This window comes from Micromonospora sp. NPDC051006 (assembly GCF_044456245.1).
In the GTDB taxonomy this organism is placed as follows: domain Bacteria; phylum Actinomycetota; class Actinomycetes; order Mycobacteriales; family Micromonosporaceae; genus Micromonospora.
On record NZ_JBITFP010000007.1, the window covers coordinates 53,269 to 67,728 of the forward strand.

General features: G+C 68.2%; 12 protein-coding genes. 3 read left to right on the forward strand and 9 right to left on the reverse strand.

Annotated features, from left to right (window positions below):
• Nucleotides 1–1,137: 1,137 nt before the first annotated feature.
• Nucleotides 1,138–1,788, forward strand: coding sequence for a transcriptional repressor LexA (gene lexA / locus ACIBBA_RS14180; protein ID WP_396697149.1), 651 nt, complete (start codon nt 1,138–1,140; stop codon nt 1,786–1,788).
• A 203-nt stretch (nt 1,789–1,991) separates the two neighbouring features.
• Here lexA and ACIBBA_RS14185 read toward each other — a convergent pair whose 3' ends face one another.
• The 4 genes from ACIBBA_RS14185 to ACIBBA_RS14200 form a co-directional block, all read right to left on the reverse strand.
• Nucleotides 1,992–3,434, reverse strand: coding sequence for a hypothetical protein (locus ACIBBA_RS14185; RefSeq protein ID WP_396697151.1), 1,443 nt, complete (start codon nt 3,432–3,434; stop codon nt 1,992–1,994).
• A 715-nt stretch (nt 3,435–4,149) separates the two neighbouring features.
• Nucleotides 4,150–5,403 carry a hypothetical protein gene (locus tag ACIBBA_RS14190; RefSeq protein ID WP_396697153.1) on the reverse strand — a complete coding sequence of 418 codons (1,254 nt, stop codon included), beginning with the start codon at nt 5,401–5,403 and terminating at the stop codon, nt 4,150–4,152.
• A gap of 104 nt (nt 5,404–5,507) precedes the next feature.
• A complete protein-coding gene (locus tag ACIBBA_RS14195) occupies nt 5,508–6,641 on the reverse strand; it encodes a DUF559 domain-containing protein (RefSeq protein ID WP_396697155.1) in 1,134 nt (377 codons plus the stop codon).
• Between the two features lie 188 nt (nt 6,642–6,829).
• Complete coding sequence (locus ACIBBA_RS14200) at nt 6,830–6,991, reverse strand: hypothetical protein (protein ID WP_396697157.1); 162 nt, start codon at nt 6,989–6,991, stop codon at nt 6,830–6,832.
• Nucleotides 6,992–7,065: 74 nt separating this feature from the next.
• On the opposite strand from ACIBBA_RS14200, the gene ACIBBA_RS14205 reads away from it, so the two are divergent.
• Nucleotides 7,066–7,191 carry a hypothetical protein gene (locus ACIBBA_RS14205; protein WP_396697500.1) on the forward strand — a complete coding sequence of 42 codons (126 nt, stop codon included), beginning with the start codon at nt 7,066–7,068 and terminating at the stop codon, nt 7,189–7,191.
• Nucleotides 7,192–7,285: 94 nt separating this feature from the next.
• Here the strand turns inward: ACIBBA_RS14205 and ACIBBA_RS14210 are convergent, their stop codons facing one another.
• The 3 genes from ACIBBA_RS14210 to ACIBBA_RS14220 all read right to left on the reverse strand — a co-directional run bounded on the left by ACIBBA_RS14210 (nt 7,286) and on the right by ACIBBA_RS14220 (nt 11,661).
• The gene (locus tag ACIBBA_RS14210; RefSeq protein ID WP_396697159.1) at nt 7,286–8,308 is read right to left on the reverse strand and encodes a M14 family zinc carboxypeptidase; all 1,023 of its coding nucleotides are present in this window, start codon (nt 8,306–8,308) and stop codon (nt 7,286–7,288) included.
• Nucleotides 8,309–8,321: 13 nt separating this feature from the next.
• Nucleotides 8,322–9,524: a M14 family zinc carboxypeptidase gene (locus tag ACIBBA_RS14215; protein ID WP_396697161.1), complete on the reverse strand. Its 1,203-nt coding sequence runs from the start codon at nt 9,522–9,524 to the stop codon at nt 8,322–8,324.
• Between the two features lie 286 nt (nt 9,525–9,810).
• On the reverse strand, nt 9,811–11,661 hold the full coding sequence (locus ACIBBA_RS14220) for a CocE/NonD family hydrolase (RefSeq protein WP_396697163.1): 1,851 nt from the start codon (nt 11,659–11,661) through the stop codon (nt 9,811–9,813).
• A gap of 405 nt (nt 11,662–12,066) precedes the next feature.
• On the opposite strand from ACIBBA_RS14220, the gene ACIBBA_RS14225 reads away from it, so the two are divergent.
• Nucleotides 12,067–12,489, forward strand: coding sequence for a DUF6223 family protein (locus ACIBBA_RS14225; protein ID WP_396697165.1), 423 nt, complete (start codon nt 12,067–12,069; stop codon nt 12,487–12,489).
• A gap of 154 nt (nt 12,490–12,643) precedes the next feature.
• Here ACIBBA_RS14225 and ACIBBA_RS14230 read toward each other — a convergent pair whose 3' ends face one another.
• Both ACIBBA_RS14230 and ACIBBA_RS14235 read right to left on the reverse strand, forming a co-directional pair.
• Entirely contained in the window at nt 12,644–13,306 is a 663-nt protein-coding gene (locus tag ACIBBA_RS14230) for a response regulator (RefSeq protein WP_396697167.1), read from the reverse strand.
• Nucleotides 13,303–14,442, reverse strand: a complete 1,140-nt coding sequence (locus tag ACIBBA_RS14235; protein WP_396697169.1) for a sensor histidine kinase — start codon at nt 14,440–14,442, stop codon at nt 13,303–13,305. Before ACIBBA_RS14235 ends, ACIBBA_RS14230 begins: the two co-directional genes overlap by 4 nt.
• Nucleotides 14,443–14,460: the final 18 nt, after the last annotated feature.

Genomic DNA, 14,460 nt, shown 5'->3' on the forward strand with positions numbered 1-14,460 from the left:
CCGAACAGGGGGATTTCCTCATCGACCCAGAGCTGCCACTTCGGCGGCGGAGGGCCCCATGCCGGGTCCGGCGTCCAGCCGGCCGGGGGCGTCCACCCGGCCGGGGGCGGGGGCCAGTTCGGCGGTGGGTTGTATCGCGTCGTCACGGGGAGTCGTGTGTCCTTTCCAGCTGCCGCACACCAGTCAGCCACCGCGCCGGCCCGTGGAGGGCCGGACGGAAGCGAACTGATCAAGCGTGGAGGTCTTCGATGAACTGGTCAATCGGCCGCAGGTGCTTGGGTGTCAGGCCGACGGGCCGCGGCGGGCAGACCGTTAGCACCGTCCCTAGCAAGCGCAGTGGCCCGTCGCGGCCGCGCCACTCCACCCGCCAGCGCAGGGCGGATGTCCCCGCTGCTCCGTACGCTGGTGGGCGAGGAAGAGGGCTACTTCGGCGAGATGTAGCTGGGGTCGCAGACCTAGTGCGTCAGCCTGAGAAGGGTTGACCGATCCATTCGCCACCCGGAGGATCCGCGCCCCGGACCGGACGACGACGCCATCGACGATGGTGCCGAGGTGCTCACCGTCAAGGGTCATCCCGTCTACGGGGTCATGTACCGGTTGGGCGAGCAGAGGCGGATGCCGCGGTGCAGATGGGTGCCACCACCCGACTCGCAGCCGCTGGTGCTCCGCCACCGCGAGGCTCTCTGAATTGATCGACCATGATAGTAGCGGTCGCATGGCCGAAGGCGGAGGACATTCAGCGGGCCACGCCGGGGTCCGAGTTGATTTCAACCGAATATCGATCGGCCGTACCGAAGACCGGAAGGAGATTCAGCCAGCTGCCGGTGGCGGTCGCTTTGAGCCTCATATCCTAACGAGGCCAGATCGGATGTGCAGCGGCGGTTGTTCGTGGAGACGAACCTCCCACAGCCGGGCACGTGTTCGCGGCTGACGGTGATCGGCGACAACATCGGCTACACCCACGCCTGCCTCAGAACGCACGTCTGGATACGGCTTCGCCGCCTCCCGGCGGGGAGCCCGAGGGGTTCGGGTACCCGATGATGCCCGCCGTGCCGTACGCGGTGCCGATGCCGGGCGACCGGCGCCCGCACCAAGCGTGTTAGTACGCGCGTTCTAAATTCGTTGTATTGTCCGTGGATGACAACCTCCGATGGGGCTGAAGCCGAGCCGCCCCACATCAGTGCCAAGCAGCAGCGCATCCTGATTGTGATACGCGATTGGATCCTGCAGCACGGCTACCCACCCACGGTGCGCGAGATCGGCGCAGCAGTCGGGCTTGGCTCCCCCTCGTCCGTGGCGCACCACTTGAACATGCTGGAACGGCGTGGCCTCCTGCGTCGTGAGGCAAACGCGTCCAGGGCGGTCGACATCCGCAGGGCGCAGGTTGGTACAACATCGAACGGAGCAGACGAGCCAGGTGTCAAAGTTCCGGTGCTTGGCACTATCGCTGCTGGCGCCCCGATCCTCGCTCAGGAACACGTGGAGGACGAGCTGGCGCTGCCTCGCGCCCTGGTAGGGCACGGCACGTTGTTCGCATTGATGGTTAAGGGCGATTCCATGATCGAGGCGGCAATCTGCGACGGAGACGTCGTGGTTGTGCGCCAGCAGGCGGTCGCCGAGAACGGCGACATCGTTGCTGCCATGATCGAGGGGGAGGCGACGGTCAAGGCCTACCGGACCTGCGACGGTCGCATCGAGCTGGTCCCCCGAAATCCACTCTACGAGGTGATCTCCGCAGAACACGCGGTCATCATGGGCAAGGTCGTCTGTGTGCTTCGGCGCGTCTAGGGTCAACCGGCGTCTGCTTACGGGTGTCGGCGCCGTCCTTGGTCTACTGCGATGTCCACTCGTTGGGGCTGTCTGTCCAGGGGTGCGGGGTCAAGGCACCCGGCGGCACGCCATGATGGGTCACCGGAGCCCCCCGTCCGCGACGCGCCGGACGCACGACCGTCGACGCGCGGACGGTGGCGCCGACCATGGCCGCCGGGCTTCTAGTTCGGGAATCGCTGGAGCTGGAGCTTGATTCCAGCGTCCTTGGCCAGATGGAAGGGCTCGCCGGCGAAGGCCTGAACGGCATCGAACAGCTCGCGCTCGTTCCGGCCGGTGAGCTTGTGCCCGATGATCTGAAGGAGCTGGGCCCACTTCTGCTGGGAGAGCGGCCGGTGCAGCTTGGCGACGACGTCAGGGTCGGTGAACGACCTCAGCGCCACTGACGCCTGCTCGGGGGTGAACTTCTCGATCAGCTCCTGATAGATCGGGTCGGCGCTGACCGCAACGCCGCTGCCGTTGGTCAGGAAGACCTCGACGAGGCCGAGGACGTACTTCCGATTCAGACTGGCCGGAATGGCGCTGTTCTGGCCAACGACCTCACGGAGCCGACGGGCGACCGGCGGCTCGTTGTAGAAGTTGCTCCAGGCGTAGTGCACGTCGCGAAGCTCATCGAGGGTGCTGTCGATCTCCCAGGACCGTTCCTCGACCGTCAGATAGGCGGCGCCGTCGACGAGGTCGATCAGCTGCCGGGCGAGGGTCGCCTCGGCCTGATCGCCGTTGGCGCGGAACCGGCCGAGCCGGAACCCGAAGTTGTAGCGGATCTCGTCCGAGGTCCGGTTCCAGAGCGCGGGCCAGAGCCGCAGAATGTTGTCCAGGGTGTCCTGTGTGGTGGTCAGATCGGTGTATCGGCCAAAAAGTCCGGACGCGAGTGGGTCGGCCTGGGCGGCCGGGAGGTTCACGAAGAAGGCGCTGATCTCCCTGATCGTGCTGTCGTCCAGCCGCTGCTCCTTCACCTTGACCAGAAGCCGTTTCACCTCAGCGGTGATGTGGTCGTAGGGCAGCGTGATGACGTTCCGGATGCAGACGCTTAGCCAGTTGGCCAACTGGAGGCCGTTCAACTCGGCCTGGTTGGGGTGGGCCGCGCTGGCCCAGTTCCGCATGTAGCGGATAAGCTCCAACTCCTGGAAGCCGATCTCGCTGACCAGACCGATCTCACGGCAACCAGTGAGAAGCTTCTGGTCGTCGAGCTTGGGCAGGTCATCCTCGGTCTTGAGCTCCTGGCGCCTCTTGTCGGACTTCTCGGCGACCTCGTAGAAGTACTGCAAGTCGAAGTTCACGACACGCTTGCGAAGCTCCAGGACGGTCTCGTCCCAGAGGTAGTTCAGCGCCGCGTCGAACAGGCCCACGGACCCAGCAATGATCATCTTGGAGATGTAGCTGGACTGGATCAGCTTCTCGGGAGTCAGGTCGGTGAGCGCGAATGGGGCGGTCCGCATCAATACGTCCCGCTGGCCGAGATCGACCAGGATGCCTTGGGTCGGAAGGCCGGCCGCGGCGAGACGGTCGAGGATCATGACCTCGAAGGACTGCAGCCCTGCAAGGGCAGTCTCGGGCGATCCAGTCGCGACAGTGCCGGCCGGGCGGGGCTCCAGTGATCCGCTCATGACGGCGAGGGTAGTCCCCTCGACCGAGCCCGGGCGCAACTGGCCATCGGACGCCGTGGTGGGTCGGGTCCTGGCCCCGGTAACCGCCGATCGGGGGCCGGGCCATCATCTGCGCCGGTTCAGGCTGGAAACTACCGGCGGGCCAGTAGCATCGTCGCTGCAGAGGCGGCTCTGGTGTTCCCGCTGGGAAGAGCGCCAGTGACCACCACTAGGTCTCCGTCGCCCGCCCAAGTGTGTTGCGGACCTGCGATAGCGTGCCCTCTCGTGCATCCGAAGATGGAGCCGCTGTATCCCGACTCGGCCCGTACGCGCACTCGGTCGAGCCTGGTCGCGTTGCTCGGCACGTTCGGCCTGCTAGGGCTGGTCCTGGTGTCCTTCATCGTTGGGGCGCCTTCGCGATGGGCAGCGATAACTGCTTCCCCGAGATGGGTGACGACGCGCTGATTTGGCCCAGCCGTAGTTTTCAGTCCGGAATCAACGGTAGCGCTGGTCAGCTGGTCGTCGGCACGAGCGGTCCCGCCATCCTGCGGTACCGGCTCTGACCAGCGTTACCGTTGGTTTCTCGCTGCTTACTACCGGCAGGCCGGTCGCCATCCGTGTCGGGTCAGGGTTACGTCCCGGTGTGCTCGCGTTGGCCCAGCCGTGGTGCCGGGTCGTCATTCGGTGGTTGCTGCCCGAGCTGGCGGCGTGCTCTCCCGGCCGTCGACCAGCGATGTCACGCTGCGGATTCAGGCAGGTAGCCGTGGCCGATGAACAACCGGGTGAAGTAGCGGCGCAGCATCGGCAGAGACTGTTCCTGCGACTGGAACTCCGCGCCGCCGAAGCGCACGACCTCGTAGCCGGCCAGGTGGAGTTCCCGATCTGCGGCGACCATCTCGGCGTAGCGACGAGGGCTTGCCCGCCCGTCGTCCTCGGCGTAGTGCTGCTTGCCGTCGCACTCGATGACGAGCCGCCAACGGCCGCGCATCAGCAGCAGGAAGTCCATCCGCTGGCGCGGTAGCGGTCCCGGCTCACGCCGCTGGGCCCGGGTGTAGGGGTCGTAGTGCAGGTAGACCTGTGGAATCAGCGCCGGCAGGTCAAAGCCGTGTTCGCGGAGCAGTTCGCCGTATGCGCGGAATACCTGCCGCTCGGGGCCGGGCGGGTCCGAGGGCTTGCGGTCGCGGTCCAGCGAGCGCCGGAGACGCAGGTACAGCTGCCGACCGGCCTCCTGTTCGCTGGTCCCGGGCTCAGTGTGGGTTACGGTCCACCAGGTGACCAGTTGCCGCCAGCTCAACCCGCCGGGGTCCAAGCCGCGGTCGTAGACGAGGCAGAACTCGCCGTTCTTGCTGATCTCGATGGTGTTGCTCACCGCGTCGGTCAGCACCAATTCCGGTTTGGGACCGTCCGCGGCGAAGATGAGGTTCTTGAACGGCGAGTCGACTCCGGTACGCCGGCCAGCGTGCACCTGGAGCAGCCCCCATAGCCGCGGACGGTAATGCTGCTCGACGACACGTGAGCCGAGCTGACACAGCTGGTCCAGGGTGTAGTCGCTGGTCCGGCTGCGCACGTACGCGCGCTTGCTGGCCATCGCCTCGTCGACGTCGCCATCATCGAGCCCGAGCGCCCGACAGACGTCCGGGAGCTTGGTGGCACTGACCTCCTGCCACAATGTCTCGGCGATCTCGTCGCGCAACTGCATGGCGTCCGTGCCGCTGCCCAGGTCATTGCGGACGAAGGGGTCGGCGAGCACGGGTGCGATGCTCACCTGGTGACGGTCGCCGTTCCCCCACTGTCGGACCCGATCGAACTGCGCTGCGATCACCTGCAGATCCGCCGGCCGAAACAGCCCAACGAACGCGGGATGTACGCGCAGCACCACGGGAACGGGCGCGGGCTCCCAGGGCAGCGATTGCCCGATCTCTGCCTGCTCGGCCAGTGACAGCAGCCGCGCCGTGTGCTGGTTCCCGGCTTGGACCAGCATCTGCGACACGGTGGCTAGCTCCTGGCTCGTCTGGCTATCCACCGTGGCGTCCCTCGGGCACGGGTGTCACTGTAGGCGAAGACACCGACACGGTACTGGTGCCTGCGTCCCGGTCATGAGTGGTACCGCTGGTGCAGGCGGTCGAAGAACGCGCTGAGCAGGTGCTGTGCGACATCGTCGTCAACGAGCTCGGCGCCGCCGAAGCGGTACACCTCGTACCCCTTCAAGCGAAGGTCGCGATCTGCGCGCATCATGTCGGCGTACTGGCGCGGGTCGGCGCGACCGTCGGCGTCGGCGTAGTGCTGCTTGCCGTCACATTCGATGACGACACGGGCCCGGTGAGACAGGAACAGCAGGAAGTCCATGCGCTGACGTGGGAGCGGGCCGGGTGCCCGTCGCTCGGTCGCGGTGTATGGGTCGTAGTGCAGGTAGACCTGCGGGATCAGGGCCGGGATGTCGGGACCGAGCCGGACGTAGCGCCCGGCGTAGGTGCGCAGGATGCGCCGCTCGGCGTCGTTGTCGCCGAGCGACTGGTCCAGTCTGCGATAGAGGCTGCGTGAGATGTCCCGGTACGGCTCGCCGGTCATCCCTTGTCGATCGGCCCACCAGTCGGTCAGCTCGGCCCAGGTCAGGCCGTGTGCGCCCAGCGGCCGGTCGTACACCAGGCAGTTCTCGGCGTTGCGGACAAAGTGCAGGTCGTTGTTGACCGCGTCGTCCAGCACGATCTCCGGCTTGGGCCCGAGCGCGGCGAAGATGAGGTTCTTCATGGAGCCGCGCACGCCGGAGCCGATCAGGCGGTAGTCGAAGATCGGGGCACCGCTGATGGCATCGACCTGGACGATCTCGTAGCCGTCGTGGATCAGCACCTCGTTGAGGAAGTCCCGAAGCTGTTCGACCTCGGCAAGATTGGTGCGGACCTCGGGGTGCAGCATCTCGACGAGGAAGGCCAGCAGTGCTTCGTCGTTGTCCGCCAGCCCGAACCGCTCATCTCTGAAGATCCAGTCGTCGGGCCAGTCGAGCGGGTTGAGCACACGGTGCTGGAAGATGTCGCGACCGGCGGTGTCGTAACGCGGGTCGTTGCTCGGCATCTCTTCGAGCGGGTAGAGCCGGGCCAGGAAGTCTGGCTCGTCGAGGTCGCCGCTCCAGTGTGCCGTGGGCATGGCCGCGAACCCCTCAACCAGGCGGCGGCGGGTGACGTGGGTGATCCGGCCCGTCGCGGTCGCGCGCTGTATCGGCGAGGACATCATCGGGCCCGGAGTGTACTGCTAGTCCCCGACGAGCCGCCCTCAGCGCCGGTTTCGCAAGGTCGTAGTCACCGGCTAACCCGAGGCCGTAGGAAGTGTTCAAGCCCGTCCGTAATTTCCAACCCAAAGCCAACGGCAGTGCTGGTCAGGTCCGCCCGCAAGGGGAGGCCGCCGTTACAGGCCGACGCCGGTCAGGGGGTTCGGCCACGGCGCCGCCGCGGCTGCTTCTCGTCTTCCTTTTCCTTCTCCGCCTGTTCCAGCCTGTGCACCCGCAGACCGACGTGGCGGCCGCGCATGGCCATCTTCGTGTCGTAGGTGACCAGCCGGACAGGCCGGCCGGCGAGGGCTTGCACGGCGACCGCCCGGTCGACGATCTCGTCGTCGTTGGTTAGCGCAGGGCCTCGCGGCCGATGCGGATCACCCGGCCGTGCACGTCTCCTTCTTCGTCTTCGGCGCGAGCTCCCAGCTCCGCGCCATCGCGCAGGAGTTCGTCCAGGACTTCGTCGCGGCGTGGGTCAAGGTCATGAACCTGGACCGGTTCGACCTCGACTGACGCGGAGGAGCCCCCGGTCACCGAGCCGGTGACCGGGGGCCCCTCCCCTGCGCCGCGGTCAGCCACGGCTGCGGGCGCCGGTGTGCGGTAGGGATCAGAACTGACCGCAGGTCCCGGACTCGGCGAACGGCACGGCCGGGTACGCCGAGATGTCCTGCCCGGCCAGCGAACCGTCAGCGGCAGCCAGGAGCACCGCCATCGTCGGCACCCGGAACAGGTTCTCGAGCTGCCCGTTGCTCTTCTGCCCGACCGAGCGCACCTCATAGAAGATCGCGCCCTTGGTCGGCGTACCCGGCACCGGCTGCTCACCAGCGGGCGCGGTGCCGCCCATCAGCATCCGGCTCAACACCGCGTTGGTGATGTCGATGAGCGGGTAGTGCGCAACGTTGGCCAGCCCGTACCGGTCCAGCGCCTCGACGCTGACCATGGCCATCTGCCGGTTGGTGCGCCACTGCTCATCCGTCATCCGGTTCGGGGCGATCGAGCGGGCACCGATCTGAAACTGGTTGAGGTCGTCGGTCCCCGCCACCACCGGCGCCTCGCTCATGTGGTGCAGGTCGAGTGCCAGCTCTGGGGCGACGTCACGCCACAGCTTCCAGAACGCCACCGACTCGGGCTGGGCGAAGTTCTCCCAGTCGCGGTTGAGGTCGACCCGGGTCGGGGTGGTGCTCTGCCGGATGTTGGCCTCGCTGCCGTCCGGGTTGTACATCGGGATGACCACGACGGTGAGCTTTTCCCGGATGGCCCGTGCCTCGGGGGAACCACCGGCGAGGTACTTGAGGATCTGCAGGACGGCTTCGGTGCTGTGCAACTCATTGCCGTGGATGCGGGCCTGCAGCCAGAAGGTGGTCGGCCCGGTGCCCACGGTCGCGTAGAACAACTCACGTCCCTCGCCGGACGTCCCGGCGGAGTCGACGGCCACGCGGCCGTTGCTCGTCCGCTCGATCTGGTTGAGCTGCTGGACAACGTCGGCGTACCCGGCGACGCTTGACAGGCTGACGGTCTGCCCCGGCTGGAGGCAGGGCCCGCCCGGGTTCTGCGCGAGCGCGGGCGTAGCAGTGGTCAATCCGGCGGCCAGCAGGCTGGCCACGGTCATCGTGGTCAGGATTCTGCGCATCGTCGCGCCTTTCTCAGAGGTCGGAACGCGGGTTGCCGATGGACGGCCCGGCCGGCGGGATGTCGAGATACCTGGCCGGGTCGATGGTGTCGAGCTGATCGAACGCGACCGCTTCCAGCGTGGCGCCCATGCCGATCAGCGACTGCCGGATCAGCATGCCCATCGACTTCTGGGCGACCGAACGCGTCTCGTAGAGCATGATCCCGGAGCCGTTGAGCGCGTACGATCCGAGCGCCGTACCGGGTAGCTCGACGTCGGGGTAGCGGGTGATTCCGCCGAACGGCGAGTTGCCGAGGGCGCGCAGCTTGTCCCAGACCAGCACGTTGACCCGGAAGCTGAGATCGCGCACGGCCGGGTCGAGCGGAAACGCCGCCGTCCCCTGCGTGACGAGGCCGATGACCTGCAGGGTGGTGAGCTGGTTGTCGGTCTCCGACTGGGTGTTGCTGCCGCGGTGGTGATGATCGATGAAGAACCACGGGCGTAGTCGCTGGAAGACCGCGGCTGACGTGCGCGCCTCCGGTGTCACGAAGAAGCCGGGCAGCTCCGACGCCCCGGGCAGCAGCGGCTCGTCTCCGGGCCGCAACCGGAAGGTCAGGTCGGGGTGGAAGTCGCGGTTGATGTCGTAACCGGAGACGCTGCCGGGCTGCAGCAGCGATCGAGGCAGGTACCACGGTGCCGGCGTCCCGCCCACCAGACCCCACTCACCCGGCGTCCACGCCTGCGTGTTCTGCCGGCGCTGCACGAGGAAGCCTTCGGCGTTGCGGAAGTCCGCACCGTCCATGTTCAGTCGCGGGATGAACCACAGGGCGAGTCGGTCCAGGATCCCGCGTACGGTCGGGTGCGAACTGGTGGCGAGGGTCTGCATGAGATGCAGCACGACCTCGGTGCCCAGCGGCTCGCCGCCGTGGATCTGGGTCTGGATGAGGACAGGCAGTTTGCCGGACGACGGCTCTCCGAACCGGGCGAGGTGGATGGGCCAGCCGGCCGCGGATCGCCCCACGACCTCCACCGCCATGCGGCCCTTCGACCGGGCCGCGATCTGCTCGAGCTTCGGGCCGAGTTCCGTGTTGGCGGTGAGTGCCGCCTTCTGGACGACCTGCTCTGGTTGGTTCCATGGACCGTTGGGGATGGACTGCGGGTCGGCGTGAGCCAGCGAGGGCAGTAACGCACCTGCCCCAACGCCGGCCACCCCACCCAGGAATGCACGTCGACGCATCGTTGTCCCTTCTGCCGCATGGGCATGCACAGCTCCGTTGGCTGCCGAGCCAACAACGTCCTACTGTGGGTGTCAAGGTCGAGTACGGTGCGTGATCAGGGGGATGACATTCGTCGACCACGCGTTAACTTTTGCTCAGATGATGAAAAGTTCGTCCCAGCCGCAAGGCCGGCTGCAGGCTCGAGGCGGCATGACGCGTCACCGGGCGGACGGTCCCTCACCCCGGCGCCAAGCCCTGGCGAGGGACCGTCCGCTCGTTCACGCAGTCAACAACGGGACTTCCTGGTCAGAAGCCCAGGACGTCCGTGCCCCCCACGACGGGAAGCGTCAGGGCACTGCCGTTGAGGTACACGGTGACCTGGCTGCCCACCGCGGCCGCGTCGCGCGCCGGGCGGTTCGACGTCGGGTTCGCGTTGTAGTTACCGGTGATGACGACGCCGATCCGGTGCCCGGCCGGGATGACGTGCTCGGACGGGAGGGTCTTCCACCGCACGTTGTACTCCTCGCCCGGCGTCAGCGCGTGGCTCTGCCGAAGGTCGGGCGAGTTCTTCACGTCGATGTGGCCCCAGGCCAGGACGCGCTCCGGCGTGATCTCGACGCTCGCCTCCATCGGCTCGGCGCATCCGGTCCGACCGGCCAGGTCCGCGGGCTCGCAGGACTCCTGCACTACCTCCAGCGGGTCCTTGCCCGCCAGGGCGACGGTCGGCCCCGCGCCGTAGTCGACGAGAAGGGCCGACAGCAGCGCCGTCTCGCCCGTTGTCGACATCCGGACCGCCAGCTGCGGCGTGCCGGAGAGGCGTACGTCCGCCGCGAGCGGAGGGGTCACGTACGCGAGCCGGCCGGGCTTGGTCTGCTCGGCGTTTCCGATCTTGACTGCCTGCGACTCGATCTGGTCGACGAAGTTCTGCGAGGGGTTGCCGTTCGGCGCGTCGAGCGACAGGGTGCCCGCCGCGTCGGCCGTCGTCGGACCGAAGCGCAGGTTCACGTTCTTGGCGTCTGCGTCCGGCCAGTTCGAGTGGGTTTCCCAGGTGCCGTCGGGACGCTGGATGTCCGCCATCGGCTCGTTCATGACCCCGTTGGGGATGTCATGCAGCCAGTGGTCCATCCACCTGTGCATGACCGCCTGCCACTCCGTGAGGCGGAAGCTGGTCGGGTTGACGTGCGCGCCGCGGTGGAGCCAGATCTTGCGGGGCATCTGGCGCTTCTCGACCTCACGCCAGAGGTCGGCGAAGTGCATGGTCTTGACGTTGAAGTCGGTGAGGCCGTGCACCATGAACACGGACGTGTCGACCGTCTTGATCTTGTTGGCGTCCGGCAGGTAGTTCCGCTCCTGCCAGAACGGGGTGAAGTCGGAGGCGCTGGCCTCCTCGGCGTCGCCGATTCCGGTGATGACCGACTCACAGGCCGGTGCCGTCACCGATCCCGGTAGCGTCCGGCCGACAGACACATAGTCCGCGAGGTACTCGGTGTACCGGTTGTCGACGTTCTCGCTCCAGGTCGACCAGGCGATCCCCTGGTCGTTCACGTACCGGTACCAGCTGGAGATCGCGGAGATGGGCACCACGGTCCGGAGGCCGGGCACGCCCTGGGTGGCGACCGCGTTGGGCAGGGTGCCGACGTAGGACACACCCTGCATCCCCACGTTGCCGGTGCTCCAGTCGGCGATCGCCGCGCTTCCGTCGTGGTGGAAGCCCGGCGCGCGGCCGTTGAGCCAGTCGACAACCGCCTTGATGCTGATTGTGTCCTCGGGTCCGCCGGTGGTTGGGCAGCCGAAGGAGCGCGAAGTGCCCTGCATCTCCACCTGGACGACGGCGTAGCCCCGGGGGACGAAGTACTCGTCCCACCAGCCGGGGAAGCCGCGGGTTTGATCCGGCAGCGGGTCACCGGCGTCCCGGCCGTAGTACGGGCTGGCCTCCATGATGGTGGGCACCCGCATGCCCGCCTCGGTCTCCGCCGGCCGGATCACGTCGACCTCGATCAGATCCCGGCGGCCGTCGGCGTCGCTGTCCATCGGTGCCTCGACGTAGACGACCTCCTGGACCGCCTCGCCGTACGAGAAGACCGGTTGCGTCACTCCATTCTCGATCACGATTCCGGGTGTGTCCGCCGTGGCACTCGCCGCCGCGGGCGCACTCATGATCACCACCCCGACAACAGTTCCGACGGCTAGCAATCGCCGCACAACTGCCATGTCCCTACCTCCGTCAGCTCCAGAGATGCATGGTTAATGCAGCGTGATCTATATCGATCGGACGGGTCAATGACCATCCGTAGCGAAGAGGTTCTCCTCCGCTACGACAAATGTCGTGCTGTACGGGCCGTTCCGGTGATGACCATGCAAACAGTCCGATCCGAGATATCGGCGATCGCCTGCTGCTGAGCTCTGATCAGCTCGCCGGAGGAGACAACTGCGGGGGTACGCCGCCCCGAGCGCTGACAACCCGGGTGGTACGCCCACAGCCAACTCCGGCATGACGACGAGTGACCACGCCGGTACATACGCTGCCGCCTGTACCCGTCAAGCGAGCGAAGGGGATCCTAGATGTACGTTCGTCACCTGCTTGCCGCCACCTCAGCCGCCCTGCTCGGGGGGTTCGGGCTCGCCGCACCGGCGGCCGCGCACGTCTCGGTCCAGCCGGCCGCCGCCGATGTTTTCGCCATGAGCGCCGGGCGACTCGGGGCCTCCGTGGCCGCCGTGGTGGGGTTGATCGGCGTGGTGATCGGTGGGCTGGCTCTGGCCCGTCCCGCCACCCGGATCGGCACCGCGAACGGGCGCGGCGGCGCCCTCATGGCCCTGGTGGCAGGGCTGATCGGCATCGTCCTCGGCGGGCTGGTGGTGGCCACCTCCGACAGTGGCATCGGCACCGGCAACGGCCGAGGTGGGGCCTACGTGGCCCTGGTGGTGGGGCTGATCGGCATCGTCCTCGGTGGGCTGGCTCTGGCCCGCGCCCGCCGCACCAACTGACCCGGCACCAACGCCCGGCAGGCGGCGCGGCGGGCGTCCGCCGGGCAGCTCGGGCACGTGCGTGTCCATGCGGCCCGAGCAGGCGCGTGAAGGCCGGCCTGCTCGGGCGGACGATCGCCGTACAGCTCGGGGTGGCGTCCCCGGATGGTTGTTGTCAGGTGCCGGCGAGCCAGCCGGGGACGGTCAGGCCCGACTCGTACGCGAGGATCACCAACTGGGCCCGGTCCCGGACCTGGGCCTTGGTCATGATCCGGCTGACGTGCGTCTTCGCGGTGGCCGGGCTCAGCACCAGCCGCGCCGCGATCTCGTCGTTGGAGAGGCCGGTGGCGACCAGCGCCATCACCTCACGTTCCCGCTCGGTGAGCGCGTTCAGCCGTGGCCGCGGGTCCGGGTGCGTGGCCCGGGCGGCGAACTCGGAGATCAGCCGGCGGGTGATCGACGGCGCGAGCAGCGCGTCACCGCGGGCCACCACCCGCACCCCGTGGATCAGCTCCGCCGGCTCGGTGTCCTTGACCAGGAAACCGCTGGCGCCGGCGCGCAGCGCGCCGTAGACGTAGTCGTCCAGGTCGAACGTGGTCAGGATGATCACGCGGACGTCGGAGTTCGCGGTGATCTCCCGGGTGGCCGCCAGGCCGTCCAGCCGCGACATCCGGATGTCGAGCAGGGCGACGTCCGGTCGCAGCTGCCGGGCGAGCCGGACCGCCTCGGCGCCGTCGACGGCCTCGCCGACCACCTCGATGCCGTCCTCGCCGTCGAGGATGGATCGGAAGCCGGCGCGTACCAGGGTCTGGTCGTCGGCGAGCAGCACCCGGATCACGCTGGCGCTCCCGCCGGTATGGGCCGCAGCGGGAGGCGGGCGTGCACCCGGAAGCCGCCGTCCGGCCCGGGGCCGGTGGTGAGCGAGCCGCCCAGCGCTCGGGCCCGCTCCCCCATGCCGAGGATGCCGTTGCCGGGCCGGCCCGGTGTGCCGGTGCCGTCGTCGTCGACCTCCACGAGCACGTCGTCGCGGTCGGGTCGGACCCGGATCACCGCGGTGGTCGCGCCGGCGTGCCGGGTCACGTTGGTCAGCGCCTCCTGGACGATCCGGTACGCCGCCAGGTCGACCTCCGGCGGCAGCGGCCGGGTCTCGGTGAGTTCGGTGCGGATCGCCAGCCCGGAGTGCCCGGCCGTGCTGACCAGTTCGTCGAGGCGGTTCAGGCCGGGTGCGGGCGTCTTCGGCGCCTCGCCCTCCTGCCGCAGGATGCCGAGCGTCGTGCGCAACTCGCGCAGCGTCTCCTTGCTGGTCTGTTTGATGGCGGTGAGCGCCTGCAGGGAGCGGGTGGGGTCGGGGCGGTGCAGCGCGGCGCTGGCCTGCACGTTGATCAGTGACAGGTGGTGGCCGAGGGCGTCGTGCAGCTCGCGGGCGATGCGCAGCCGCTCTTCGGTGGCCCGGCGCCGGGCCTCCTCCTCCCTGCCCTGCTCGGCGGCGAGAGTGCGGGCCTGCGCCTCGGCGAGGTAGGCCCGGCGGTTGCGGGTCACGCCGACGATGACCGCGATGAGCCAGCCGGCGTGCAGCAGCGTGGCCCCGTTCGCGGTGTTGGCGGTGGGGTCGTAGTCGTCGGCGAGGGCGAAGGCGGCCACGGAGGCGACACCGAGCCCGATGGCGACCGCGAGGTGGCCCTCGTCGACGACGGTGTAGAGCGCGACGACGAAGACCAGCATGATGGGGCCGGGGCGGTGCAGCAACGCCCCGTACGCGCCGACGGCGGCCAGCGCCACCACGCCCACCGCCACCGGGTGACGGCGGCGCAGGTGGAGCGCGCCGGTGGAGGCCAGCACGGCCAGCAGCGCCGCCCAGTCGTTGGTGGTGTCGATGCCACGTGACTGGGCCAGCAGGCCGACGAGGGCGACCAGGCCGACTCCGAGTATCAGGGCCGTGTTCGCCGCCCGGCCGTGCCATCGCCAGCTGGACATGCGTCGAAGCCTAGCCTC